At 40.2% G+C, this 22,975-nt stretch carries 29 protein-coding genes and 1 tRNA gene; 9 read left to right on the top strand and 21 right to left on the bottom strand.

Features of this window, described 5'->3' with window-relative positions:
* Positions 1–513 (top strand): cyclic pyranopterin monophosphate synthase MoaC, encoded by a 513-nt coding sequence (gene moaC / locus ACE1TH_RS00150; protein WP_099302042.1) that lies wholly within the window; start codon positions 1–3, stop codon positions 511–513.
* On the opposite strand, the gene ACE1TH_RS00145 is transcribed toward moaC, so the two are convergent.
* Complete coding sequence (locus ACE1TH_RS00145; RefSeq protein WP_375078180.1) at positions 514–1,953, bottom strand: 4-hydroxyphenylacetate 3-hydroxylase family protein; 1,440 nt, start codon at positions 1,951–1,953, stop codon at positions 514–516.
* 146 nt (positions 1,954–2,099) lie between these two features.
* Between ACE1TH_RS00145 and ACE1TH_RS00140 the strand changes: the two genes are divergently transcribed.
* Positions 2,100–2,918, top strand: a complete 819-nt coding sequence (locus ACE1TH_RS00140; protein WP_099302044.1) for an alpha/beta fold hydrolase — start codon at positions 2,100–2,102, stop codon at positions 2,916–2,918.
* 162 nt (positions 2,919–3,080) lie between these two features.
* Positions 3,081–3,755: a queuosine precursor transporter gene (locus ACE1TH_RS00135; protein ID WP_255223842.1), complete on the top strand. Its 675-nt coding sequence runs from the start codon at positions 3,081–3,083 to the stop codon at positions 3,753–3,755.
* A gap of 89 nt (positions 3,756–3,844) precedes the next feature.
* Here the strand turns inward: ACE1TH_RS00135 and ACE1TH_RS00130 are convergent, their stop codons facing one another.
* The 3 genes from ACE1TH_RS00130 to groES all read right to left on the bottom strand — a co-directional run bounded on the left by ACE1TH_RS00130 (position 3,845) and on the right by groES (position 6,361).
* Complete coding sequence (locus ACE1TH_RS00130) at positions 3,845–4,201, bottom strand: hypothetical protein (protein WP_099302046.1); 357 nt, start codon at positions 4,199–4,201, stop codon at positions 3,845–3,847.
* Between the two features lie 190 nt (positions 4,202–4,391).
* Positions 4,392–6,032, bottom strand: a complete 1,641-nt coding sequence (groL, locus tag ACE1TH_RS00125; RefSeq protein ID WP_099302047.1) for a chaperonin GroEL — start codon at positions 6,030–6,032, stop codon at positions 4,392–4,394.
* Positions 6,033–6,076: 44 nt separating this feature from the next.
* On the bottom strand, positions 6,077–6,361 hold the full coding sequence (gene groES / locus ACE1TH_RS00120; RefSeq protein WP_099302048.1) for a co-chaperone GroES: 285 nt from the start codon (positions 6,359–6,361) through the stop codon (positions 6,077–6,079).
* Between the two features lie 227 nt (positions 6,362–6,588).
* Between groES and ACE1TH_RS00115 the strand changes: the two genes are divergently transcribed.
* Positions 6,589–7,500 carry a CPBP family intramembrane glutamic endopeptidase gene (locus ACE1TH_RS00115; protein WP_255301151.1) on the top strand — a complete coding sequence of 304 codons (912 nt, stop codon included), beginning with the start codon at positions 6,589–6,591 and terminating at the stop codon, positions 7,498–7,500.
* Positions 7,500–7,679, top strand: a complete 180-nt coding sequence (locus tag ACE1TH_RS00110) for a DUF4305 domain-containing protein (RefSeq protein ID WP_099302049.1) — start codon at positions 7,500–7,502, stop codon at positions 7,677–7,679. Before ACE1TH_RS00115 ends, ACE1TH_RS00110 begins: the two co-directional genes overlap by 1 nt.
* A gap of 42 nt (positions 7,680–7,721) precedes the next feature.
* Here the strand turns inward: ACE1TH_RS00110 and ACE1TH_RS00105 are convergent, their stop codons facing one another.
* The 7 genes from ACE1TH_RS00105 to ACE1TH_RS00075 all read right to left on the bottom strand — a co-directional run bounded on the left by ACE1TH_RS00105 (position 7,722) and on the right by ACE1TH_RS00075 (position 12,879).
* Positions 7,722–8,636: an ABC transporter substrate-binding protein gene (locus ACE1TH_RS00105; RefSeq protein ID WP_099302050.1), complete on the bottom strand. Its 915-nt coding sequence runs from the start codon at positions 8,634–8,636 to the stop codon at positions 7,722–7,724.
* A gap of 13 nt (positions 8,637–8,649) precedes the next feature.
* Positions 8,650–9,420, bottom strand: a complete 771-nt coding sequence (locus ACE1TH_RS00100) for an ABC transporter permease (RefSeq protein ID WP_375078179.1) — start codon at positions 9,418–9,420, stop codon at positions 8,650–8,652.
* Positions 9,417–10,421: an ABC transporter ATP-binding protein gene (locus tag ACE1TH_RS00095; protein WP_099302052.1), complete on the bottom strand. Its 1,005-nt coding sequence runs from the start codon at positions 10,419–10,421 to the stop codon at positions 9,417–9,419. The genes ACE1TH_RS00100 and ACE1TH_RS00095 overlap by 4 nt, the downstream gene beginning before the upstream one ends.
* A gap of 18 nt (positions 10,422–10,439) precedes the next feature.
* A complete protein-coding gene (locus ACE1TH_RS00090; protein ID WP_255223846.1) occupies positions 10,440–11,036 on the bottom strand; it encodes an ABC transporter permease in 597 nt (198 codons plus the stop codon).
* 243 nt (positions 11,037–11,279) lie between these two features.
* Positions 11,280–12,029 carry a twin-arginine translocase subunit TatC gene (tatC, locus tag ACE1TH_RS00085; RefSeq protein WP_375078779.1) on the bottom strand — a complete coding sequence of 250 codons (750 nt, stop codon included), beginning with the start codon at positions 12,027–12,029 and terminating at the stop codon, positions 11,280–11,282.
* Between the two features lie 7 nt (positions 12,030–12,036).
* Positions 12,037–12,225, bottom strand: coding sequence for a twin-arginine translocase TatA/TatE family subunit (tatA, locus tag ACE1TH_RS00080; protein ID WP_035395357.1), 189 nt, complete (start codon positions 12,223–12,225; stop codon positions 12,037–12,039).
* An 18-nt stretch (positions 12,226–12,243) separates the two neighbouring features.
* A complete protein-coding gene (locus tag ACE1TH_RS00075) occupies positions 12,244–12,879 on the bottom strand; it encodes a redox-sensing transcriptional repressor Rex (RefSeq protein ID WP_099302053.1) in 636 nt (211 codons plus the stop codon).
* 169 nt (positions 12,880–13,048) lie between these two features.
* Between ACE1TH_RS00075 and ACE1TH_RS00070 the strand changes: the two genes are divergently transcribed.
* On the top strand, positions 13,049–14,965 hold the full coding sequence (locus tag ACE1TH_RS00070; RefSeq protein WP_375078178.1) for an ABC transporter ATP-binding protein: 1,917 nt from the start codon (positions 13,049–13,051) through the stop codon (positions 14,963–14,965).
* 30 nt (positions 14,966–14,995) lie between these two features.
* Here ACE1TH_RS00070 and tsaD read toward each other — a convergent pair whose 3' ends face one another.
* From tsaD to ACE1TH_RS00040, 6 genes are all read right to left on the bottom strand, one after another.
* On the bottom strand, positions 14,996–16,012 hold the full coding sequence (gene tsaD / locus ACE1TH_RS00065) for a tRNA (adenosine(37)-N6)-threonylcarbamoyltransferase complex transferase subunit TsaD (protein WP_099302055.1): 1,017 nt from the start codon (positions 16,010–16,012) through the stop codon (positions 14,996–14,998).
* Positions 15,990–16,460 (bottom strand): ribosomal protein S18-alanine N-acetyltransferase, encoded by a 471-nt coding sequence (gene rimI / locus ACE1TH_RS00060; protein ID WP_099302056.1) that lies wholly within the window; start codon positions 16,458–16,460, stop codon positions 15,990–15,992. Before rimI ends, tsaD begins: the two co-directional genes overlap by 23 nt.
* The gene (gene tsaB, locus ACE1TH_RS00055) at positions 16,414–17,160 is read right to left on the bottom strand and encodes a tRNA (adenosine(37)-N6)-threonylcarbamoyltransferase complex dimerization subunit type 1 TsaB (RefSeq protein WP_099302057.1); all 747 of its coding nucleotides are present in this window, start codon (positions 17,158–17,160) and stop codon (positions 16,414–16,416) included. The genes rimI and tsaB overlap by 47 nt, the downstream gene beginning before the upstream one ends.
* Entirely contained in the window at positions 17,138–17,611 is a 474-nt protein-coding gene (tsaE, locus tag ACE1TH_RS00050) for a tRNA (adenosine(37)-N6)-threonylcarbamoyltransferase complex ATPase subunit type 1 TsaE (protein ID WP_375078177.1), read from the bottom strand. Before tsaE ends, tsaB begins: the two co-directional genes overlap by 23 nt.
* Positions 17,612–17,624: 13 nt before the next feature.
* Positions 17,625–18,599, bottom strand: coding sequence for a thiamine-phosphate kinase (gene thiL, locus ACE1TH_RS00045; RefSeq protein WP_375078176.1), 975 nt, complete (start codon positions 18,597–18,599; stop codon positions 17,625–17,627).
* A gap of 61 nt (positions 18,600–18,660) precedes the next feature.
* Positions 18,661–18,734 (bottom strand) — tRNA-Met (locus tag ACE1TH_RS00040).
* Between the two features lie 204 nt (positions 18,735–18,938).
* On the opposite strand from ACE1TH_RS00040, the gene ACE1TH_RS00035 reads away from it, so the two are divergent.
* Positions 18,939–19,082, top strand: a complete 144-nt coding sequence (locus ACE1TH_RS00035; RefSeq protein ID WP_176554320.1) for a hypothetical protein — start codon at positions 18,939–18,941, stop codon at positions 19,080–19,082.
* Between the two features lie 53 nt (positions 19,083–19,135).
* Here the strand turns inward: ACE1TH_RS00035 and ACE1TH_RS00030 are convergent, their stop codons facing one another.
* From ACE1TH_RS00030 to ACE1TH_RS00015, 4 genes are all read right to left on the bottom strand, one after another.
* Positions 19,136–19,963: a trans-sulfuration enzyme family protein gene (locus ACE1TH_RS00030; RefSeq protein WP_375078175.1), complete on the bottom strand. Its 828-nt coding sequence runs from the start codon at positions 19,961–19,963 to the stop codon at positions 19,136–19,138.
* A gap of 62 nt (positions 19,964–20,025) precedes the next feature.
* A complete protein-coding gene (locus tag ACE1TH_RS00025; protein WP_306345943.1) occupies positions 20,026–20,193 on the bottom strand; it encodes a PLP-dependent transferase in 168 nt (55 codons plus the stop codon).
* 76 nt (positions 20,194–20,269) lie between these two features.
* Positions 20,270–20,626: a fluoride efflux transporter FluC gene (locus ACE1TH_RS00020; RefSeq protein WP_099302060.1), complete on the bottom strand. Its 357-nt coding sequence runs from the start codon at positions 20,624–20,626 to the stop codon at positions 20,270–20,272.
* Positions 20,626–21,000, bottom strand: coding sequence for a fluoride efflux transporter FluC (locus tag ACE1TH_RS00015; RefSeq protein ID WP_099302061.1), 375 nt, complete (start codon positions 20,998–21,000; stop codon positions 20,626–20,628). The genes ACE1TH_RS00020 and ACE1TH_RS00015 overlap by 1 nt, the downstream gene beginning before the upstream one ends.
* Positions 21,001–21,114: 114 nt before the next feature.
* On the opposite strand from ACE1TH_RS00015, the gene ACE1TH_RS00010 reads away from it, so the two are divergent.
* Together ACE1TH_RS00010 and ACE1TH_RS00005 are read left to right on the top strand one after the other, a co-directional pair.
* Positions 21,115–21,825, top strand: coding sequence for an MgtC/SapB family protein (locus ACE1TH_RS00010; RefSeq protein ID WP_099302062.1), 711 nt, complete (start codon positions 21,115–21,117; stop codon positions 21,823–21,825).
* Positions 21,826–21,897: 72 nt separating this feature from the next.
* Positions 21,898–22,536, top strand: coding sequence for a DedA family protein (locus ACE1TH_RS00005; RefSeq protein WP_375078174.1), 639 nt, complete (start codon positions 21,898–21,900; stop codon positions 22,534–22,536).
* Positions 22,537–22,975: the final 439 nt, after the last annotated feature.

The raw sequence follows: 22,975 nt of genomic DNA, 5'->3' as shown, positions 1-22,975 counted from the left end.
ATGACTTCTTTTTCACATTTTAATAATGAAGGCCGGGCAAAAATGGTGAACGTCGCCGATAAAGACGAAACAGCTCGCACAGCTACAGCACGTACAAAAGTCCGCTTATCACCTGCTTTGTATCAGGCGATTCACGAGGAAGGATTAAAAAAAGGCGATCCCCTTTCCGTTGCCCAAGTTGCCGGAATCATGGCAGCAAAAAAAACAGCAGATTGGATTCCTATGTGCCACCCCATTACGATTCAAGGAACAGATTTAACATTTTCTTTCTCCCAACGTGAAGAATCCAATGATTATGTACTCATCATTCATGCCACAGTTACTGTGAAAAGCAATACTGGTGTCGAAATGGAGGCTCTTACCGCCGTCAGCGCTGCCGCTTTAACATTCTACGATATGTGCAAAGCGGTCGATAAAAGTATGATCATTGAAGAGACACTGCTCGTTGAAAAAACCGGAGGCAAAAACGGTGATTTTTATCATCCACTTCTAGAAAAAGAGAGAAGCGAATAATCACTTCTCTCTCTTTAAAAACCTATGAACTCTTTCTTGTAGTGCTTCTTTTTTCGGGCGATACAGCCCGTTTAAAGAAGAGAGTACACGAATCGGATCTCCGTAAAAGTATCGTTCATAAAGCAGTTGGCGACTACCAAACTCAGTAATCGAAAGATCTCTAGCAAGTTGAATAAGCTGAAATTTATCGTAAGCACTTACGTATTCACCTTTTACAAATCGTTCAAGTTGAGGCGCAATTTCTGAGTTGAAATCTTTTTCACTTGGAGCGGCAATAAAATGACTTGCTCCTAAAAGCTGAATAATTTCAATTAATCGTGGGTAGGTTGACTGATAATAAGACGCACACGCTTTTAACGTTTCCAATTTAGGAACCATGATGCCATAGTCGTTTAACTCCGCCTGAGCCTCGGAGGAATAGACAAAACCCATCATTGCTTCTAATGCAATGATGATCTCTGAAAGTTTTCCTTGAATATGCTGATGCCGTTCGATATCAAATGTTGCTACTAACGCTTGAGCAATCCCTAGCACCCACTCCGTTTTGACAACTTGGCGATTAACAGCTTGATATAATAAAAATGATTCAACCCCTGTTTTCATAAATAACTCATTCATTAGCCACTCATCTCGATATAAGAAAACACGCTCCCATGGAATAAACACGTGGTCAAATACGACAATCGCATCTCCTTCTTCATACTGAGCGCTCAAAGGCGAATCGAACACACTTTCCTTTTTGTAAGCAGGTCGATTAATAAACGTGAGTCCTTTTGCATCGGATGGAACCGTACAACCAAATAAATAGTCACTATCAATAAACGCAGCTGAAGGGACAACAAGCAATTCATCAGTAATCCCACCTTGAGTGGCTAATAACCGAGCCCCGTCAATGATGATGCCTTCTTCCGTCTCTTCCACAATTTTTGTTGCAATCGCTTGCTCTTTCCCCTCACCATCAGGATAAAAAGGCTTTCTGCTAATGGAGGGGTTTACGAAAGTATGTGTAAAAGTTAAATCGTGCTCTTTTGCTCGTCTATAGATACGGTCAATATGCTCTCCAAATGCTGGATCATTCTCAGAAAAAAAGTCTTTTGCTCCCGCCATAATGGTAATCATCGTATTCACATAATCTGGAGAGCGGCCAAGAACACCTAACGTTTGATTTGCCCATAACTGCGTTGCTTTTCTTCGTTTGATTAAATCTTCTTTTGTACGTGGGATTTCAAAAGAGAAATTTGATTGTTTATCCTTCGCTTGTAAAATAGTCGAATACCGTTCATCGTGAACCATGTCATACAGAGCGCTCTTGGCACGTAAGACCGAACGGAAAGGTTCAACCTCAGTGTAAGGATGCTCGATGCGCGCTCCGTCCATCCATACATCACTCTTCAAACGCTCCATCCGCTTTAAAAATTCAGCACCAGTCGCAATTGTCATTTTTCACACTCCTTCATTTCTCGCTATACCTTATGCACATTTGCCTAAGAATGTGTGTCAGAAAATAATTCTCATCGTTTTAAAAGAAATCATTTGGGTACACAAGAGACAAGAACATTTACTAGATAAAAGGAGCGCGATTTAAAATGGCACATCGAATTGAAGTCGAACATGGAACGACATTATTTGTTGAAGATATTGGCAGTGGACAACCTGTTATCTTTTTACACGGCTGGCCTGTCAACCATAAGATGTTTGAACACCAGATGGCTACACTACCTGAACAAGGATTTCGCTTTATTGGTGTAGATTTAAGAGGATATGGACAATCGGATAAACCAGCTCACGGCTATGATTATGATCGTATGGCAGATGATTTACGTGTTGTCATTGACACATTAGGTTTAAAGGATGCTGTGCTTTGCGGTTTCTCCATGGGAGGAGCAATTGCCATTCGCTACATGGCGAAACATGGAGAAAAAGGAATTGCACGCTTAGCACTATTAGGAGCTGCTGCTCCGGTGTTTACGCAAAGAGATGATTTTGAGTATGGATTACCAAAAGAAAATGTAGATGGCCTTATTGATGGAGCCTATACAGATCGAGCAGATATGCTAAAAGACTTTGGCGGACTATTCTTTGGAAAAGAACCGAGCACGCATTACAATAGCTGGTTCCATTCACTAGGAATGCAAGCAGGACCTCATGCCACCATTGCTTCTGCTCGCACTCTCCGGGATGCTGATTTGCGCGATGATTTAGCAGCCATTTCAGTCCCAACAGCTATTCTACATGGACGAAACGATGGCATATGTCCGTTTGATCTAGCAGAGCAAATGGAAAAAGGCATTGAAGATGCCACTATTATTCCGTTCGAAGAAAGTGGTCACAGCCTCTTTCATGATGAGCAAGAGAAGTTTAATGAAACGCTCATCCAGTTTATTTCTGAACCGGTAAAATTATAAGAACGAATAGACGAATCCTAGAAAATAAGTACGCTTGTTTTCTAGGGTTTTCTTTTATGTAAGACTGTACAAACCTTCTCGCTTGTGGTAAAGTTTTTCGGTACATTCCTGACACGCAGTTCGTGACCTTCCTGCGCTATCAAAACTAGAGGAGTTTTTTTTATGCCGACAGAAATTCTTGGTTTACTTTTTGCGATCGCAAATTTTTCATTCCTTGTATTATTTTATAAATTATTTGGCAAGACAGGCATTATTACCTGGATTGGCTTTGCCGCCATTTTAGCTAATTTACAAGTGTTGAAGACCATTGAGCTTTTTGGTCTGATTGTTACCATGGGGAACGTGATGTACGCCACAACCTTCCTTGCTACTGACCTTCTTAATGAAAAATACGGCAAAGCAATCGCTAAAAAAGCGGTTTGGCTTGGTTTTTCAACGCTTCTTGTCTCGACGATCATCATGCAATTTGTCTTGCTATTCCCACCTCATGGCGAGGACTTAGCACATGACCATCTTGCATTTATCTTTGATTTTGCACTTCGAGTGGCACTAGGAAGCTTAACAGCATTTCTTATTAGTAATCATATTAATATTTACATCTTCGCTTTCTTTAAAAAGCTTTTTCCAAACATGCTTTGGTTGCGGAATATCGTCTCAAGTATTTTTGGACAAGCGCTAGATACACTCATCTTTTGTGCAATCGCCTTTTTAGGAGTCTATTCCATGGGCGTATGGTTTGAAATTGCATTAACGACGTATATCATGAAATTTATCGTCTCGCTATTAGCTATGCCCTTCATTTATTGGGCACGCAGTATAAAACCATTACAAGATTAAAGGCTTCACTTCCACTTAACGAACGATAGAACATAATAAAAACCTGTAGGCGTGATACGTGTATCACGCCTACAGATTTTTTATGGTATTTACATTTCTTTATGAAACGCATTAATCATAATTTTGGTATTCGTAATATCTGCTTCATTTTTTTCTTCGATTTCTTCTTTTAATTCCATTAAAAAATGTTTCTTTGCTCGTAAATTATCAAGAGCTGATTGATAGTGCTGGTACACTTCCCCCTCCGTTTGATTACTTTGTTCAATATTGGCATAGACCGCTTCAATAAAGCGATATTCCGATAACTTATCGTTTACATTAATCGTTTCGCCGGTGTCTTCCTCTTTTATTACTTCGGGTGTCTCAATCGTATAAATCTCTCTTAATCGTTTTTGTAAAGAAGACATATGCTCCTCGCAAAACTTTTGTAGCAATTCATCATCCATGATAAGTCCTCCTTCCACATATTAATCCTCTCTAAAAGTATACAAGAAATAAGCAAAAAAAGGGACTGAAATGAATTTCGCTTCTAAATTGGTGAACAAACAAAAATAACCTACTTCCTCTTGAGAAAGTAGGTTATTTGTTCGAAATGGGTGTGAAAAGCTTTTAACACCTTTCACATGAAAGCATGATTTACATCATGCCGCCCATACCACCCATTCCGCCCATTCCGCCCATATCAGGCATGCCGCCGCCTTCGTTTTCCTCAGGCTTATCAGCGATTACAGCTTCTGTTGTTAAGAACATTGCTGATACACTTGCCGCATTTTGAAGTGCAGAACGTGTTACTTTAACTGGATCAAGAATACCAGTGTCGACCATATTTACATACTCGCCTGTAGCAGCATTGTAGCCAATTCCAACTTCTTCAGTCTTCAATTTTTCTACAATGATTGATCCCTCAAGACCAGCGTTATGTGCAATCTGGCGAACTGGCTCTTCAAGTGCGCGAAGAACAATGTTTACACCTGTTGCTTCATCACCTGAAGCTTCGACTGCTCGAACTGCTTGAATAACATTGATAAGCGCTGTACCACCACCGGCAACAATTCCTTCTTCAACTGCTGCACGTGTAGAGTTTAGAGCATCTTCAATGCGAAGTTTCTTTTCTTTCATTTCTGTCTCAGTTGCAGCTCCAACTTTAAGAACAGCTACGCCGCCTGCAAGTTTCGCAAGACGTTCTTGTAGTTTTTCTCTGTCAAACTCAGATGTTGTTTCTTCCACTTGACCTTTTAATTGGCCAACACGAGCTGAGATTTGTTCAGGATTACCAGAACCTTCAACAATTGTTGTGTTTTCTTTCGTCACAACCACTTTGTTTGCGCGACCAAGAGAGTCAATTGTTGCTGCTTTAAGATCTAAACCTAGATCTTCTGTAATCACTTCTCCACCTGTTAGGATCGCGATATCTTCAAGCATTGCTTTACGACGATCACCGAAACCAGGTGCTTTTACTGCAACAGCATTAAATGTTCCACGTAATTTGTTTACAACAAGTGTTGCTAGAGCTTCCCCTTCAACATCTTCAGCGATGATCAAGATTGGACGACTTTGCTGAACCACTTGCTCCAGAACAGGAAGAACTTCTTGAATGTTTGAGATTTTCTTATCTGTAATTAGGATATATGGGTTATCAAGAACCGCTTCCATCTTATCAGAATCAGAAACCATATAGGGTGATGCATATCCACGATCAAACTGCATTCCTTCCACAACTTCAAGCTCTGTAGAGAACCCTTTTGATTCTTCAATCGTAATAACACCGTCGTTGCCAACGCGCTCCATTGCTTCTGCAATGATTTGGCCAACTTCTTCGTCAGCAGAAGAAATCGCTGCTACTTGCGCAATGGATTCTTTGCTCTCGATAGGCTTAGAAATGCTTGCTAGCTCTGATACAGCAGCTGCTGTCGCTTTTTCAATCCCTTTACGGATGCCCATAGGATTCGCACCAGAAGTAACGTTTTTCAACCCTTCACGAATCATCGCTTGAGCAAGTACAGTTGCTGTTGTTGTACCGTCTCCAGCAATATCGTTTGTTTTGCTTGCAACTTCAGCAACAAGCTTAGCACCCATGTTTTCAAATGCATCTTCAAGTTCAATTTCTTTTGCAATTGTTACACCGTCATTCGTAATTAAAGGTGAACCGAATTTCTTTTCTAATACAACGTTACGACCTTTTGGTCCAAGCGTTACTTTTACAGCGTTTGCTAGTGTATCTACACCTTTAAGCATGGAGCGACGTGCTTCTTCACTAAACTTAATATCTTTAGCCATTGTATCTGCCTCCTGTATGTTGGTTCGTATTTATTTGTTCTTCATTAGCCAATAATTGCTAGAACATCGCTTTCGCGAAGAATAAGATAGTCCGTACCTTCATACTTAACTTCTGTACCAGCATATTTTGAGAAGATGATTGAATCGCCTTCTTTTACTTCAAGCGCTACTTTTTCGCCGTTATCTGTCACACGACCTGTACCGACAGCTACGACCTTGCCTTCTTGCGGCTTTTCTTGTGCAGAGTCAGGAAGTACAATCCCACTCGCTGTTTTTTCCTCTGATTGGATTTGCTCAATAATGATGCGATCTCCTAATGGTTTTAACAAGGAAAACACCCTCCTTTGAAGACGTATGTAGTGTTTATTATTAGCACTCGGTTATGATGAGTGCTAACACAATTCCTATGATAATCATTCTGCACCTGTTTTGCAAGAGGTTAGCCTGACTTTTTTGGACAGTTTTTTTCTTAAGGGGTCTGAAACTGAAACGAGACGAATAATATGATATGATGGGTGGGAATTTAGACTGACTACATGTGTAAAGGAGTTCGCTTGTGAAAATTATTTATAATGGCGTTGGGATTTTGTTTTTTGTGATCATGCAAATCGCCGTGGCATTTACGCTTGTTGTTGTATTACAAGGTTTCCTGAATATGAATAGCGGACTTTCCATGATTCTTTCCGTAGTATTAACAATTGGTATTGCGCTCGTAACAGCACGAATGTTAATACGCAATACGTTAACAATGAGATACGCGCTTGTCGTCTTTGCTTATATTGTCATGCAAACTGGTTTAGCGCTCGTAGCTTCAACAGTGTTACAATCTTTTTTTGGCGTTACGGACGAGGCATTACTTATAGGGGTATCGTCCATTTTATCTTTTTCTGTTGGACTTGTTGCCATCTTACTCATTTTGCGTCGGGATGAGCAGCTCGGTGGTGGGTTACGAGGAACAAAAATAACGCCACTTGAAACCGTATCATGGTCAATTATTGGTGTTTTTCTTGTCTTTGGTACTCAAATCGTTGCCGGTTTAATCCAAACCCTTATTTTTGGAATTGATCAAGGATCGGAGAATACGGCGGACTTAGTCGCCATTGCGCAAGAATTCCTGCCGTTTATTATAGTGATTGCTGTGATTGGACCGATAATTGAAGAGCTTGTTTTTCGTAAAGCGATATTCGGTTGGCTCTATGTTCGGACAAATTTCTGGATCGCCGGCTTGATTAGTTCAGTTATCTTTGCTGTGATTCATTTTGATTTTCAACATATTTTAATTTACGGTGCTATGGGCTTTGCATTTGCCTTTCTGTATGTAAAAACAAAACGAATTATCGTGCCTATTATCGCCCATATTGCGTTGAATTCATTTGTCGTAATTGTTCAGGTTCTCCTTATTGACGACATTAATGAGATGATGGATGTAGCAAGCTTTATTTATAACATGTTAGGAATGATGATTTAATGAGAATGTTTGGCTTCTTTTACATTTTACTTGGTCTTTTATTCGTTTACTTAACGTATATCCAAGTTGAAACAAACGGCTGGGGCTTTTTCCCTATCGTGCTTGTTTTTATTGCGGCGCTTGATTTTTATTTAGGCTGGCAAGCATTAAGGCGACCACCAAACCCACCTCAAAAATAAAAAGACAACCACCTCTGCATTTGCTAGAGGTGGTTCTTCTTTTTATTTGTCTCCTTCGATGAACCCTTCCTCAACAAGAAAATCATGAGCAACGAGGGCGACACTTTGCCTTTCGATATCAACTTGATAATTCAACCCACGCATAATCTCACTATCTAACGTCTCCGCTAGTGGCCTTAACAATTCTTCGATCTCTGGATTTTCCTCAAATACATCTAATCGCATATGAACAGCGGCGTTATATGGGGCAAAAAACACCTCGTCATCTTCTAAAATGACTTGATCATAATCATCAATTCGCGCATCGGTTTCATAACCCATTGCCACTTCCAATTCTTCATTATACAGCGCTTCATATAATAATCCCGCATCCATGTATTCAATATTACCGCTACCAAATTCAAATCCGTATGCCTCTTCTAAACCAGGTAATCCATCAGCTCGATTCGCAAAAGCTGCATCGGTTCCCATGCTAATTTCTCCGGGATTTTCATTCACATAATCCGCTAAATCCGATAACGATTCAATCCCAAGGTCTTCAGCTTGTGTTCGATTCATAATGAGTGCATACGTATTGTTCACTTCTGAAATATTCATCCAGTGCAGTCCGTTTTCAACATCCACTTCTTGCAAGGTTGCATAGGCTTCTTCTGGGTCCGTTATTGGTTCCATATTTAAATAGGTCGCTATCGCTGTCCCAGTATATTCCCACGTAATATCGACTTGACCATTTTCTAATGCTGATCGTAATACATTGCTTCCGAGGTTTTCCACTTGCCGAACTTGATAACCCGCATCTTCGAGGATGAAGTAAGTCATCTCTGATAAAATATACTGCTCGGTAAAAGACTTTGCACCGATGGTAATACTATCTCCAAAGCCTAGGTAGCCACATCCACTTAGTGCCAATCCAGTAACCGCTACAGAACCTAACGCATAATGACGTATTGTCTTCATGGTTTTCCCTCCCTTATGCAGTAGCAGTAGCCGCTGTTTTTGTATTTACTTGTTTTTTTGATGAGCGCATGCCCTTCGGTGTTAGCCAATACTCTACCCCTCGAAGTGCATAATCAAAGAAGATTGCGAGTAATGTCACTGGCACTGCACCAGAAATTAAATAGGCATTATCAAAAAGTTCAATCCCAGTAAAGATCCATAATCCTAGACCTCCGCCTCCGATAAAATAGGCAAAAGCCGCAGTACCTACATTTAAGACAATCGCTGTTCGTAATCCCCCAATGATGGCATATGCAGCGTTAGGAACTTCAACTTTAAAAAAGACTTCAACTGGCTTCATTCCCATCCCTTTCCCTGCATTAATCAAATCTGGGTTAACAGAACTAAATCCGGCTACTGCATTACGAAAGATCGGTAGAACCGAATAAATGAATAGCGCAAATACGGCAGGAACAAATCCAATCCCCAAAATCCCAATCATTAGCGCCACAACAGCTAAACTCGGAATGGTTTGCGCTAAATTAGCAATATTCGATGTGATCCACTCTGCTTTGCGAAACTTCGGCCTTGTTACAAAAACCGCAAGTGGCAACGCGACAATGACTGCTAATAAAGAGGACACTAGAACGAGCGCTACATGTTCTCCTAACAAGGTAAGAAATTCATTCGTTGATTCAAAAATATGGACGTATAAACCTTGTGAAGCGGTCCAATAGATAAAAGCCGCAACAATGGCAAACAAAAAAATTCGAACGACATACGTGATGATCACTTTGCTATTCAACCTGTAACCACCGCCTCATGAACGGCATTTCTTTGCTTCCCTAGTTTAACGTGTAGAAACTGTTGCACGAGATCGATCGTAATGGCTCCACGTATTTTGTTTTCATCATCGTATACACAAACTTGTTCCGCTTCTTGATTTAATAACATGGATAACGTATTTTTGAGGTCTGCATGTAAATGGATTTGCTTGGAATCGGCAATATCTTCTTTACATGCTAATAAGCCAATAGCGTCATTTAACTCTTGAATCGTATGAAGACTCAGCATTTTAATGGCACGGTCTTTACCGATAAAGTCAGACACATACTCACTATTTGGCTTCATTAGAATCTCTGAAGGCGTTCCGTACTGCATGATTTCACCATCACGCATTAAAACGATCTTATCAGCCATTCGAATGGCTTCATCAATGTCGTGACTAACAAACAAAATTGTCTTTTTTACTTTTCTTTGTATTTCTAAAAATTCATCTTGAATATGTTCACGAATTAATGGATCTAGTGCACCAAATGGTTCATCCATTAACATAAGTGGTGGATCTGCCGCTAGTGCCCGAGCGACACCAACTCGCTGTTGTTGCCCTCCAGATAATTCTCCTGGATAACGCTTTCGAAATTCCTTAGGATCGAGTCCAACTAAATTCATTAATTCTTCATAACGAGCTTTTTTCTTTTTATTTCCCCACTTTAATAAGTCAGGCACTACCATTACATTATCTTCAATATTCATATTAGGAAATAATCCATTACTTTGAATAACATAGCCAATCTTTCGGCGTAATTCAATATTGTCTAATTCAGATATAGACTGCCCATCAACATAAATCTCCCCTGAACTTAAATGGACCAATTTATTTACCATCCGCAAAAGTGTTGTTTTCCCACAGCCAGAAGGGCCTAAGAATATAACAATTTCACCACTTTCAACTTCAAATGAAACATCATTGACCGCTTTTTTATTTCCATCATAAGATTTTGTTACGTGTTTAAATGAAATCATCTCATTTCATCCCCCTTCTTATTCTGTTATTCCTTTAGGTGTCAGCCACTTTTGTATAAACAGCAATAACGTATCTGCAATAATGGCTAAAAGCGAAACGAGCACAGCACCAGCAACAATGGAATACATGTCGCCACGAGAAATTCCCTGTACAATAAATGACCCTAATCCTCCTGCTCCAATAAACGCCGCAATCACGCCGATACCAATATTAAGAACAACGGCTGTACGTATGCCAGCCATAATAACAGGTAGTCCATTAGGCAATTCAACCCTTATCAATCGCTGCATTTTTTTCATCCCTAGACCATTTGCTGCATCAATAATATTTGGGTCAACGTTTTTAATTCCTGTATACGTATTACGGATAATAGGTAGGAGCGAGTATAGTACTAAAGCCGTTAATGCGGGGACGAATCCAATTCCTTGTCCAATAATGGAAAAGAACGGAATCATAATGCCAAATAGAGCAAGGCTTGGAATCGTTAGTAAAATTGAGGCTGCTGCTAAAACCGTTTCGGCTAATGTTTCGTTTACTGTTAAATAAATCCCAACACTCACACCAATGGCAATGGCGATCATGATGGCAAGGCCAACAAGCATGATGTGTTCCATTGTTGAGTTAAACATACTTGTCGAATTAATTTGCACAAATTCAATAAATTCTCTCAGGTGAGCCCCCTCCTTTTCATGTAAACTATCAGTACCCTATTATAAAGCAAATGAAACAAAAAGAGACAAAATTTTTCAAATCTCGATTCTTTTCTTACCTCCCCCAAAAAAACAGTTGATTATAACAAACACAGAAAAAAGACGATTAATCCTTAGTAGAATTAACCGTCTTTTGTCCAAGCTTCATTACTGTGCTTCACTATGTGATTCTGGTGAAGGTCTCGTATATTTACGGTAAGTTGCACGTGAAATGGCGATACTAATCTCATACAAAATGAGCATCGGTAATGTAACCAGTAAATGTGACATCAGTTCTGGAGGTGTAATTAAGCCTGCAATAATAAGTAAGACAAAGTACGCATACTTTCTAATTTTCGTTAACAATTGTGGTGTTACGAGACCAATTCGTGTAAAAAACATCACGACAACTGGTAGTTGAAACAAAATACCAAATGGTACCGTTAATTGAAACAAAAACGAAAAATATTCGTTAATGCCGTACATTTCGTTAATGTCCAAACGATCTGCCATCGTACTCATAAACGACATAACGTACGGGATTAATATAAAATAAGCGAATGCAAACCCTGCAAGTAAAAGAAAAAATGAGATCGGAATATATGCAAGCGTCGCTTTTTGCTCTTCTTCTTTTAAACCAGGTGCAACGAATGCCCAAAGTTGATAAAGAATTACAGGTATAACGAGCACAAACGCAACAATCATCGCAAAATTAACGTAAATTCTTAAAGGATCCGTTAATCGAAAAGCGTGAAACGGCATATCGACTGCTTGAGGGGCAGTTTGCAAGTAAGAAATAACCGGGACGGCTAGCATAAAGCCGCCAATCAGCGCAACTACAAAAAAGACGAGGATTACGAGAACCCTGCGTCTTAATTCCACTGCGTGATCCATAATCGACATATCTGATAGAGGAATATTCTTTTTATGCTTTTTCTTTTTGAACATTTGCTGGCTTGTTATCCTCGTCATCATCGGCTAAACCTTTTGTTGCATTTTTGAATTCTTTCAACGTACTACCTGCAGCTTTTCCAAACTCAGGTAATTTCTTTGGACCAAAAATAATCAATGCTACAATCGCAATGATAATTAAACTTCCTCCTGATAATGGCATGTGTGTATGCCTCCCTTTTTAAAGTGGATAGTGTTTCAAGAAATATACAAGCGCTTGCAATTCAATTGCAAGATCAATATGGTGAACGCGAATATGTTCAGGTACTGAGAGTCGTACCGGTGTAAAATTAAGTATGCCGCTAATGCCTGCTTCAACGAGCTTGTCCGCACTATTTTGCGCTTGTGATGCTGGTACGGTTAACACAGCGATCGCTGTATCGTTCATTCCAATCTCATCAATCTTATTCCAGTCATAAATAGGTACATCGCCAATCGATGTGCCAATCTTCTTTTCATCTACATCAAAAGCATGGGTCATGACTGTACTATTGTTTTTAGAGAAATTATACTGTAGTAAGGCTGTTCCCAAATTTCCGACGCCGACAAGAATAACATTCGTTCTCTCATCTTGATCGAGTGTATCTCGAAAAAAAGAGAGAAGATATTGTACATTGTACCCATATCCCTTCTTTCCTAACGCTCCAAAATATGAGAAATCTCTGCGAATCGTTGCTGAGTCTACTTTAAGCGCTTGACTCAACTCTGTTGAGGAAACCCGTTGCTTGCCTGATGTGTGAAGATTCTCTAGAAACCGATAATAAAGCGGCAAGCGTTTTGCTGTTGCTTGAGGAATCTTTAGTTGGTCTGATTTCATGTCCGCCCCTTTCCGAGCATCAAGCTACATTCGCAACTTGCTTCCCCTCTATTGTACACCATTTTTCGTAAAATGAAAGAGCTCCCATAGAATGATTTGTTGTTGTTTGTTTGTCATTTGATGTAAACTGATGACAGTATAGAAATTTGTTTGTAAAGGTTGACTAAAAATGATTGTATTACAATGTGTGAACGTCTCAAAGTCGTTTGGCGCCGAGCCAATTTTAGAAAACGTTAAACTAGAAGTTCAGTCCAATGAGCGAGTTGCATTAGTCGGACGAAATGGTGCTGGTAAATCAACGTTATTAAAGATGATCGTTGGAGACATGGGTATTGATTCAGGCGACATTGTCATTCCAAAAAACGTTGAACTGGGTTACCTTTCACAGCATACGGACTTAAAATCAACGAAAACCATTTGGGATGAGATGGTAACTGTTTTTGAACCACTTATTAAAATGGAAAAACAGTTGCGGTCTCTAGAACAACAAATGGCAGATCCACTGCCTGATCATGCGTACACAAAGCTTTTGCAAGAATATGATCAAATGCAAAATGATTTTAAAGAACAAGGCGGCTATCAATATGAAGCCGATATTCGAGGGGTTCTTTCTGGTCTTCATTTTCAACAATTTGATTATGAAACACCGATTTCTTCGTTATCCGGCGGGCAAAAAACAAGGCTTGCTCTAGGAAAACTTCTTTTATCAAAACCCGCTCTTCTTGTTCTTGATGAGCCCACAAACCATTTAGACATGGTGACACTTACATGGTTAGAAAATTATTTGAACAATTACCCAGGTTCACTTTTAGTCGTTTCCCATGATCGCTATTTTCTTGATCGTCTAACGACAAAAGTCGTTGAGCTTTCGCGCCATCAAACAACAACATTTCACGGCAACTATAGCTTTTATCTTGAGGAAAAAGCAAAGCGTTATGAACAAGAGCTAAAGCAATTTGAAAAGCAACAAGCAGAAATTGAAAAACTTGAAACCTTCGTTGCAAAAAACCTTGTCCGGGCTTCCACAACAAAACGAGCGCAGAGTCGGAGAAAGCAATTGGAGAAGATGGATCGCCTTGAACGCCCTCAAGGAAATGAAAAATCAGCTTCGTTTGGGTTCGATATTGTTCGTCAATCTGGGAACGACGTGCTTACGATACGTGAACTGGAAGTGAAGTACGACGATCATACCGTTTTCTCGAATATGGATCTTGCGCTCACACGAGGCGAATCGGTCTGTTTATTAGGCGATAATGGTACAGGGAAAACGACCCTTTTAAAAGCTGTTACAGAACAAATCGATTATACTAGTGGGCAAATTTTGTTTGGTAGCAATGTTTCCGTTGGCTACTACGATCAGGAGCATGCAAAACTTCAAAGCAATAAAACGGTGCTCCAAGAAGTTTGGGATGAGTTTCCCGGGACCGTGGAAAAAGAGATTCGCAGTTTACTCGGGCTGTTTTTATTTAGTGGCGATGATGTTTTGAAGATTGTCTCTTCCTTAAGTGGTGGTGAAAAAGCAAGAGTGGCTTTAGCGAAGTTAATGATGGTAAAAGCGAACCTTCTTATCCTTGATGAACCGACCAACCATTTAGATCTTGATTCAAAAGAAGTGTTGGAAGCCGCACTAATCGATTATCCAGGTACCATTTTGTTCGTTTCGCACGATCGTTATTTTATTAACCGAATCGCGTCACGTGTTGTCGAGTTAGAAAATGGGGTAACAACAAGCTACCTCGGTGACTATACCTACTACTCAGACAAGAAAAAAGAAATGGCTGAACGAGCTGCACTTAACGACGAAACGACGAAAACGATTGAAGCAACACATGCTGAACAAACAGATAAGACCAATTATCAACAAGATAAAGAACTGAAACGTTTGGAGCGTCAAAAGGAAAGGCGCCTCCTTGCAATTGAAGAGCAGATCGAATCTCTAGAGCTTGAAAATCAAGAACTTGAGACACAGATGCTCGAACCTGACGTCTATTCAGATCACGTTAAAGCAAAAGAGATCCAAGACCAACTTGCATCAAATGGACAAAAGATGGACGCTTTAATGGAAGAATGGGAATCGTTGCAGTAAAAAAAGAGAGTAGCCGCTACTCTCTTTTTTCTATAATGACTGCGAAAATGACGTTAACGGCATTCCTGGTCGTCCATTCATATTAAGTTGGCCTTTTGCACCGTTTATCCACATTTGGTGAGCACACGCCCCAATCATCGCTGCATTATCTGTACACAAATGCAGTGGTGGAATCACAAGGTCTACGCGCTGTGCCAAGCGTTCTTCCAACCCTTTACGTAACCCTTTATTTGCAGCTACTCCTCCTGCAACTAACACTTGCTTAGGCTCATATTGCTCATAAGCCGCCACCGTACGTGTTACTAATACATCAACGACGCTTTCCTGGAACCCTTTTGCTAACGCTGCTACATTCGTTTCGATCCCTTTTTGCTGATCGTTATGAATTCGATTTAAGACAGCTGATTTTAACCCACTAAAGCTAAAATCGTAGCTACCTTTTTCAAGCCAAGATCTTGGCAGCTCAATTTCTTCAGTGGCTTCTAATGAAAGTTTTTCTACGTTCGGCCCGCCAGGATACGGAAGTTTCATGGCACGTGCAGCTTTATCGTAGGCTTCCCCTACTGCATCATCCCGCGTTTGACCAATTTGTTCAAACTGACCATCTTTTTCCATCAAAATGAGTTCCGTATGCCCGCCAGAGGCAACCAGTGCTAGAAGCGGAAATTCCATTGGCTGTACTAATTGATTTGCATAGATATGACCTGCAATATGATGGACGCCAATTAACGGGAGTTGATGCGCAAACGCAATCGCTTTAGCGGTATGAATTCCAACGAGTAACGCACCAACAAGTCCAGGCCCCTCCGTCACTGCTACAGCTGTTAAATCAGCAAATCCTACATCCGCCTGCTCCATCGCTTCTTCCACAACGGCTGTCACCGATTCAACATGATGCCTGGAAGCTACCTCCGGAACAACGCCTCCGAATCTTGCGTGACTTTCCATTTGCGTTGCGACAACATTTGCTAAAACCGTGTCTCCGTTTTGAATGACTGCCGCAGCGGTTTCATCACAGCTTGTTTCAATTGCTAATATGATTGTCATTTAACATCACCCACATTACCCATGCATCTTCTTGATTATCTGCATAATAATTTTTTCGAATCCCAGCTTTTGAAAATCCCAGTTTTTCGTAAAGTCCTTGTGCAATTTCATTGGATGCTCTTACCTCAAGTGAGAGCGTTTTTGCCTCAACCATTTTTAACCACTCCATTATCGAGCGTAATAAGTATTCACCATAAGAATGTCCTCGTCGTGCTTCGAGAATGGCAACGTTTGTAATTTGCGCTTCATCTAATACTTTCCACAAGCCGCAGTAGCCAATAATCGCTTCATTTTCTTGAAGTACAAAATAATAAGCATAATTGTTTCTTGTTAATTCGGCTTCAAACGCTTCTCTTGTCCACGGAGTTGTAAAAGCTTCGCGTTCGAGTACAAGAACGTCGTCAATATCTGCGAACTCCATTCTCCTTACTTGAACGTTCGGTTTCATTTCGCTGTTGTTCATGCTGCCAGTTCACCTCCGCTTCAGGCAGTCGGTGATAATCTGGCGTAAATGCATGAACATTCTCCACAGGTTCTTGACGTAAAGCAAGAAGGCATAATGCACCTGCACGCGCACTCGGTAAAGCACCAGGGGTAAACATCGCTTGGTCTCCTAATTCAGCTTGAATTGCCTCTTGATGTAGAGACACATCTTCACCAACAAACAAAATACGTTGATTCATCGTTTTCAGCTGTTCTAAAAGATCTGCAAGCGATTGATGTTTTTCAGCTTCTTTTGCAGAAATCGTCCCGTCTTCTGTTGCTTGATAACACGCAGCAAAAACAGTCCCTCTTCTTGCATCAATAAGAGGAACAATCATTCCATTAAAGTATCGACCAGCTTCTGCCATGACGGCTAATGTCGATAGCGGGATTAACGGAATTTTCAACGCCCAAGCCAACGACTTTGCAGTGGTCACAGCCATTCTTACACCAGTGTAGGAACCTGGCCCCTTTGCAACAGCAATCGCATCCAAATCAGCTGGCTTTAGGTCCACATCTTGTAAAACATGTTCAACTGCTGGCATTAATCGCAAAGCATGGTTTTTCTTTAACCACGTTGAATATTCCGCAATTACTTGTCCATCTTTACAAACCGATACGCCTAGACGGTAAGAGGACGTATCAATTCCCAATATCGTTGTCATTTAACCACTCCTCTAAACGCTTTACATGTGAAGCTCCTTTTGCTTTAAACGTTAACACACGCTCTGTCTCACTCACTTTTTCTATCTTCAATGAAAAATAAGTAGTTGGAAGCATGTCTGCAATCAAATGAGCCCACTCGATAACCGTGACACCCTCCCCCTCTATATACTCTTCTAGTCCTAATTCTTCTGCTGTTTCTCCAACACGATAAACATCCATATGGTAGAGAGGCAACGTTCCTTCATACTCTTTAATAATCGTAAAAGTTGGACTTGTAATCATTTGCTTCACATGTAATCCACTGCCTAAGCCTTTGACAAAATGTGTCTTACCAGCACCCAAATCGCCATCAAGTAACAAGCAGTCACTCGGTAATAAAACAGTTGAAAATGAAGACGCCCATCGTAACGTCTCTTCTACTGAATATGATCTTAATTGATACGATTGCATAACGAACACTCCACTAATTAAAATGATTATAGCCACTTTTAGAAATTAAAGACTCGGTTTCGCCATTTCGCATAAACACACTCGGGGAACCGGACCGGACATACCCTATCTCAAACAAGTCGTTTTGAGCACTTTTTTGTAGCTGCTGAAAGGTTTCTCGAGACGTAGCACCGATTAGCTGAAAATCTTCTCCACCGTTAAACAGCCAATCAAGCTTACGCTCCAAACTTGCTGTCTCAATACTCGGCAAAACCGGCGTCAGCTTTGAGTGTTCAATAACAATTTGCTGTTTACTCGCCTCCGCTAACTCCATCGCTTCACTTGATAATCCATCACTAATATCATTTAATGCGATCCGTTTGTTCACTTGCGAAAAAAGCATGCCACTATCCACCTGAGGTTCGGGTTCCTGATGGACTTGAATACACACTAATTCTTCATTCGTAAATGGTTTATTATTTTTTTGTTGTAATAGATGCAATCCAGCTGCGGAACGACCAAGAGGGCCTGTTACGAATACAACGTCATTTGGTTTCGCTGTGCTTCGCTTTAACGCTTGACCTTTTTTAACTGTCCCAATCGCCGTGACAGATAACATTAATTGTGAATCACTCGAAACCGTGTCGCCACCAATTAAATCCATTTGATAGCTAGCGGCAATTTGATTCATTCCTCTATAAATTTCTTGTAACTCTTCATCTGTCCACGTCCGAGGAATCGCAAGTGTAACAAGATAATATGCTGGAGTTGCGCCCATTGCAGCAAGATCACTTATGTTAATTGCTAAGGCTTTTCTGCCAATTTGAAAGGAACTTAGTGTATCTTTACGGAAATGAATCCCTTCCACCATTGCATCGACACACACGACTTGTTCCGTTTCATTTGACGTTTTGTACACCGCTGCGTCATCACCAATTCCAATTGATAACTGCTTCTGAAAATAATGATTCGGTGTAATGCTCGTAATAAAGGAAAATTCATCTCTCATGGTCTGTACACTTCCCTCTAGATAAATAAAAAAACCGAGAGGGCATCTCGGTTCATTGGTATTGCGGGGGGCGGATTTGAACCACCGACCTTCGGGTTATGAGCCCGACGAGCTACCAGACTGCTCCACCCCGCGTCGTTATAAAATTACCACGATCTATTTTTTAAAATAAGATCAATGCGTTGTTTTAAGTAGTTTTCCTAACAACAAAAATAAATATACCATATATTTTTAAATGATACAAGTTTTTTTCTCAAAAAAACTTCTTGTCAATCTTGTGAAAGAGGAGTATGATATGAAAAATAAACACAGACTAGTTATCTTTGAGGAGATGTTCGTATGAAAAAAGCATTTCGATTAATGGTTCTTGCGCCAGTGGGGTTACTTCTAGGCATGCTACTATTACCTGCATTCCTCGTGACAGACGTAGCTTTATTTTCTCAATTTATTGAGTCTATTATTATAGGAAACCAAAAATCTTAATAGCTTATTATTGACACCACCAAGTCATACACACACTACTTGGTGGTGTTTTTTTATGCTTTCTTTAACGCATCTACAAAATCATTTATAATATCTCGATGATCCTCGATTCCTACAGATATGCGAACATCTTGCGAAATAATCCCAAGTGCTTCTCTTTTCTCAATAGGAACGGAACGATGGGATGTTCCAACTGGATAAGAGATTGATGTCTCAACCCCTGCCAAAGTCGGTGCAATCTTCACAAAAGAAAAGCCAGAGAAAAATGCGTGAATATCAACCTCTTGCTTTAAACGAATGGTTACAATTGCACCATTCCCGAATGAAGATAAGGACTCTGAATAGTTAACGTGCTGAACTTTCGGTTGTTTTTTCAGATAATCAGCAAGCATTGCCGCATTGCTAGACTGTCTTTCCATTCTCACACCTAATGTTTTTAAGCCTCTGCATGTTAACCAAGCTTCAAAAGGGCTTAACGTCGTTCCCATCGTAATCACAAGTTGTTTTACTCTTGAAATAAGTGGCTCACACCCAACAACGACTCCTGCTGTAACATCACTATGCCCTCCTAAATATTTCGTTGCACTATGAACAACCAGGTCAGCTCCAAGCGTCAATGGTTTTGCGAAATAAGGGGTTGCAAACGTATTATCAACGATCACATGCAGATGATTTTCTTGCGCAAATTGCACCATAGTTTCAATGCTTTCGACGCGAACATGTGGATTTGTAACGGACTCACAGAAAAGCGCTCTTGTATTCTCTTTCACCGCTTTTTGCCAATCTGTATGAGGTTCAACAAAGCTCACTTCAATTCCCATATTTTTTAGCTCTTGTTCAAATAACGAATATGTCCCGCCATATGATCGCCTGATCGACAAACGGGCAATACTGCACATAATATGGCCGACATTCCTGAAGAGGTTGCAATGCCGTCATCTGCTTATTCTAGCAGCGCTACACCTTTGCCGAGATCATCGGTATTTGGATTTCCATAGCGTGAGTATAAATATTCCTTTTCCCCGGAAAAATACGATGCCATACCATCAAGACTCTCAAACACAAATGCAGATGTTTGATAAATAGGTTTTGCCTTACTTTTGTTTTTCATATGTTCATTCCCGTAAAAATGTACTGAATTCGTATAAAATGCCTTTTTCTCTCCACAATGCAAAACCCTTTCTCTCTTATAGCATAAAATTGATCCCTAACCAAAAGCCAACACCAGACCCGACAATCGTTAACGCAATGTACAAAAGTCCTCTCCATGCGTGTCCATCTTTAAAACATTGTACCGCCTCTATACTAAATGTCGAAAACGTTGTAAACCCGCCGAGAAAATAAATGATGAAAGATTCCAATATTTCGTTAAACGAGAATCCAACAGCAATACCTAAACACGCACTTCCAACGATGTTCACGAATGTTATAACCGTAAAAAAACTTGGCCAGTTAAATCGCTTTGCTAAAATCTCACCGATTGTATAGCGAAGAAACGCTCCTGTGCCTCCACCAACCGATATAAGAAGGAGTGTGAACATCATTACATCGCCCTCTTACTCATTATACGCATCCCGAACCAGGCTAATAAAATACCACCACACACGGATAAAAGAAGGTATACACTAGCTAATAGAGAATTTTCAGTAAGTAACGAGAAGAAATCAGCTATAAACGTTGACATTGTAGTGAATCCGCCGATAAATCCGACTGTGATGCCTTTTTTCACAGTTTGTGATACGTTTATTCGCTCATTAAATGCTTGAACAGCTAGCCCCATCATAAAGCTACCAGTAAGATTTGCAATGAAAATTCCGACCCACTCATGGCCTGGAAAGATATATGTAAGGCCAAATCGGGTTAGACCACCTAACGCCCCACCAGCCGTAACGGCAAACCATGTATAAAAGGGACGCATGATTCACCCCCTAGAAATGTTAAACTGATTTTACTATAAGCAGTCGCTTTCCACAAGATCTTAAGCATTCTTGTTTATCTAGAAAAATAGACTATAAAGAAAGGTGTGATTTCATTGGGAATTGTGTTACTAAAATTAAGTATTGCCTTATTCTCTGGCTTTTTAATTGGTATTGATCGTCAAATTAAACATAAACCACTAGGTTTAAAAACAAGTATGGTCATCTGTATAGCTAGCTGCTTAATTACGATTGTTTCAGTTGAAGCGTACCTCTATTTCTCAAGCACAGAGAATGCACGACTTGCTATGGATCCTATGCGATTAGCAGCACAAATTGTTAGTGGCGTTGGTTTTCTCGGTGCAGGCGTAATTTTAAGACGAAGCAACGACGTCATATCTGGATTAACTACTGCCGCCATGATCTGGGCAGCTTCAGGAATTGGCATTGCCATCGGAGCCGGTTTTTATATAGAGGCATTCTTGTCAGTCTTACTAATATTGATTGCCGTTAACGTTATTCCTGCATTATTAAAAATCATTGGCCCTACTTCTCTCAGTCAAATTGATGTTTCACTAAAAGTAGTAATGGCTGAAGAAGCCACTTCTACCCACTTAATTAAAAGCATCCAGCGAAAAGAAAAAGGTTGGAAGAAGCGAAAAGAAAAAAACATTATTATCCATGATGTAAAAATTAGAGACATTGACGACAATAAACAACAACTAGACATTCTCTTATCCATTCCACGCACTATGTACATGACACAACTGTATGATATTGTGAAAAAGATTGATCACGTACAAACTGTCGCAATTGAACAAAAATAGTTTATAAATGGATAGAATCTTTTTAGACCGTTGTATATCCTGTAAGTAAAGTCTTTTATTAGGAATGAAACGATGGATATTTTAAAGGAATTTATTACCCAATATGGCTATGTTGGCGTCTTTTTTTCATTAGTAGCAGGGATTGCTGGCTTTCCTATACCTGACGAAATATTACTTATTACGCTTGGGTATTTATCGTACATTGAATACTTTCACTTAAGTACTATCCTATTTATTTGTTTTATTGGATCACTGAGCGGGATGTCTGTCTCGTATGTTTTAGGCACTACATTAGGCGCTCCTTTCTTAGAAAAGTATGGTCCTCGTTTTTATTTTTCAACTAAAAAACAGCTTTATGTTCATAACTTATTTATTCAGCATGGGAAATGGCTGCTGTTAATTGGCTTTTTTATTCCTGGCATCAGACATTTAATTGGATATGTGTCTGGTATCACTCGTTTTCATTACAAGACGTATGTCCTTATTACAGGAATCGGGAGTGGACTGTGGACAATCCTTTTCATCTATATTGGCTATGGTCTAGGAGGTCAGTGGCTCTTGATTCAGGAGGACATCTATGCACATAAAATGCGCTACATGGCTGTATTATCGTTTATCTTGCTAAGTGCTCTCATTTCATACCTTGTTTACAAGCATATCTTGCATACTAACAAGAAGCAGCCTCAAAAGGAGGATCATCCAATCTCATAGACGGAAGCATTAGTAGCCGCTTCTTCATTTCGCTTCTTCGAAGCGCAGCTCTTTTGCGCCTCTCTATACAAAAAAAAGACACCTTTTCAGGTGTCTTTCTGCTTGCCTGGCAACGTCCTTTGGCTCCGTCATGATTTCCTACGGGGACGTTTCGCACGAAGCGGTTTCAAGGATGCATTCCATGTCGTCTTACGAAATTCATAACTCCGTGCTTCAGGGTCGTTTCCTACGGGGATGCTTCACACGTTCTTTTTACGATGGGTCCTTCACGACGTTCTACGAAAACGACCCTTTCGTCTCACAGGGGAACACGATGGATTTGGATTCGTGCTTTGTTCAATCTGAGTGCTTGCTTCTTCATTTCGCTTCTTCGAAGCGCAGCTCTTTTGCGCCTCTCTATACAAAAAAAGACACCTATTCAGGTGTCTCTCTGCTTGCC

The sequence above is a fragment of the Shouchella sp. JSM 1781072 genome, from assembly GCF_041949915.1.
Taxonomy (GTDB): Bacteria; Bacillota; Bacilli; order Bacillales; family Bacillaceae_D; genus Shouchella.
The sequence above is the reverse complement of the archived record's forward strand: the minus strand, read 5'-3'. Positions and strand labels throughout refer to the sequence as shown.

Excerpts from the sequence above, each read along its gene's own strand:
- ACE1TH_RS00090 (WP_255223846.1), bottom strand. The coding sequence starts at position 11,036 with ATGGAACACATCATGCTTGTTGGCCTTGCCATCATGATCGCCATTGCC.
- ACE1TH_RS00020 (WP_099302060.1), bottom strand. The coding sequence starts at position 20,626 with ATGATGTTCACACTCCTTCTTATATCGGTTGGTGGAGGCACAGGAGCG.
- ACE1TH_RS00025 (WP_306345943.1), bottom strand. The coding sequence starts at position 20,193 with ATGAAAAACAAAAGTAAGGCAAAACCTATTTATCAAACATCTGCATTT.
- ACE1TH_RS00110 (WP_099302049.1), top strand. The coding sequence starts at position 7,500 with ATGAGAATGTTTGGCTTCTTTTACATTTTACTTGGTCTTTTATTCGTT.
- tatA (WP_035395357.1), bottom strand. The coding sequence starts at position 12,225 with ATGCCATTATCAGGAGGAAGTTTAATTATCATTGCGATTGTAGCATTG.
- ACE1TH_RS00135 (WP_255223842.1), top strand. The coding sequence starts at position 3,081 with ATGCCGACAGAAATTCTTGGTTTACTTTTTGCGATCGCAAATTTTTCA.
- ACE1TH_RS00145 (WP_375078180.1), bottom strand. The coding sequence starts at position 1,953 with ATGACAATTGCGACTGGTGCTGAATTTTTAAAGCGGATGGAGCGTTTG.
- ACE1TH_RS00130 (WP_099302046.1), bottom strand. The coding sequence starts at position 4,201 with ATGGATGATGAATTGCTACAAAAGTTTTGCGAGGAGCATATGTCTTCT.
- ACE1TH_RS00105 (WP_099302050.1), bottom strand. The coding sequence starts at position 8,636 with ATGAAGACAATACGTCATTATGCGTTAGGTTCTGTAGCGGTTACTGGA.
- ACE1TH_RS00015 (WP_099302061.1), bottom strand. The coding sequence starts at position 21,000 with ATGCGTCCCTTTTATACATGGTTTGCCGTTACGGCTGGTGGGGCGTTA.
- moaC (WP_099302042.1), top strand. The coding sequence starts at position 1 with ATGACTTCTTTTTCACATTTTAATAATGAAGGCCGGGCAAAAATGGTG.
- rimI (WP_099302056.1), bottom strand. The coding sequence starts at position 16,460 with ATGAAACCGAACGTTCAAGTAAGGAGAATGGAGTTCGCAGATATTGAC.
- tsaB (WP_099302057.1), bottom strand. The coding sequence starts at position 17,160 with ATGACAACGATATTGGGAATTGATACGTCCTCTTACCGTCTAGGCGTA.
- tsaE (WP_375078177.1), bottom strand. The coding sequence starts at position 17,611 with ATGCAATCGTATCAATTAAGATCATATTCAGTAGAAGAGACGTTACGA.
- ACE1TH_RS00075 (WP_099302053.1), bottom strand. The coding sequence starts at position 12,879 with ATGAAATCAGACCAACTAAAGATTCCTCAAGCAACAGCAAAACGCTTG.
- ACE1TH_RS00095 (WP_099302052.1), bottom strand. The coding sequence starts at position 10,421 with ATGATTTCATTTAAACACGTAACAAAATCTTATGATGGAAATAAAAAA.
- tsaD (WP_099302055.1), bottom strand. The coding sequence starts at position 16,012 with ATGACAATCATATTAGCAATTGAAACAAGCTGTGATGAAACCGCTGCG.
- ACE1TH_RS00005 (WP_375078174.1), top strand. The coding sequence starts at position 21,898 with ATGGATATTTTAAAGGAATTTATTACCCAATATGGCTATGTTGGCGTC.
- groL (WP_099302047.1), bottom strand. The coding sequence starts at position 6,032 with ATGGCTAAAGATATTAAGTTTAGTGAAGAAGCACGTCGCTCCATGCTT.
- thiL (WP_375078176.1), bottom strand. The coding sequence starts at position 18,599 with ATGAGAGATGAATTTTCCTTTATTACGAGCATTACACCGAATCATTAT.
- ACE1TH_RS00035 (WP_176554320.1), top strand. The coding sequence starts at position 18,939 with ATGAAAAAAGCATTTCGATTAATGGTTCTTGCGCCAGTGGGGTTACTT.
- ACE1TH_RS00140 (WP_099302044.1), top strand. The coding sequence starts at position 2,100 with ATGGCACATCGAATTGAAGTCGAACATGGAACGACATTATTTGTTGAA.
- ACE1TH_RS00070 (WP_375078178.1), top strand. The coding sequence starts at position 13,049 with ATGATTGTATTACAATGTGTGAACGTCTCAAAGTCGTTTGGCGCCGAG.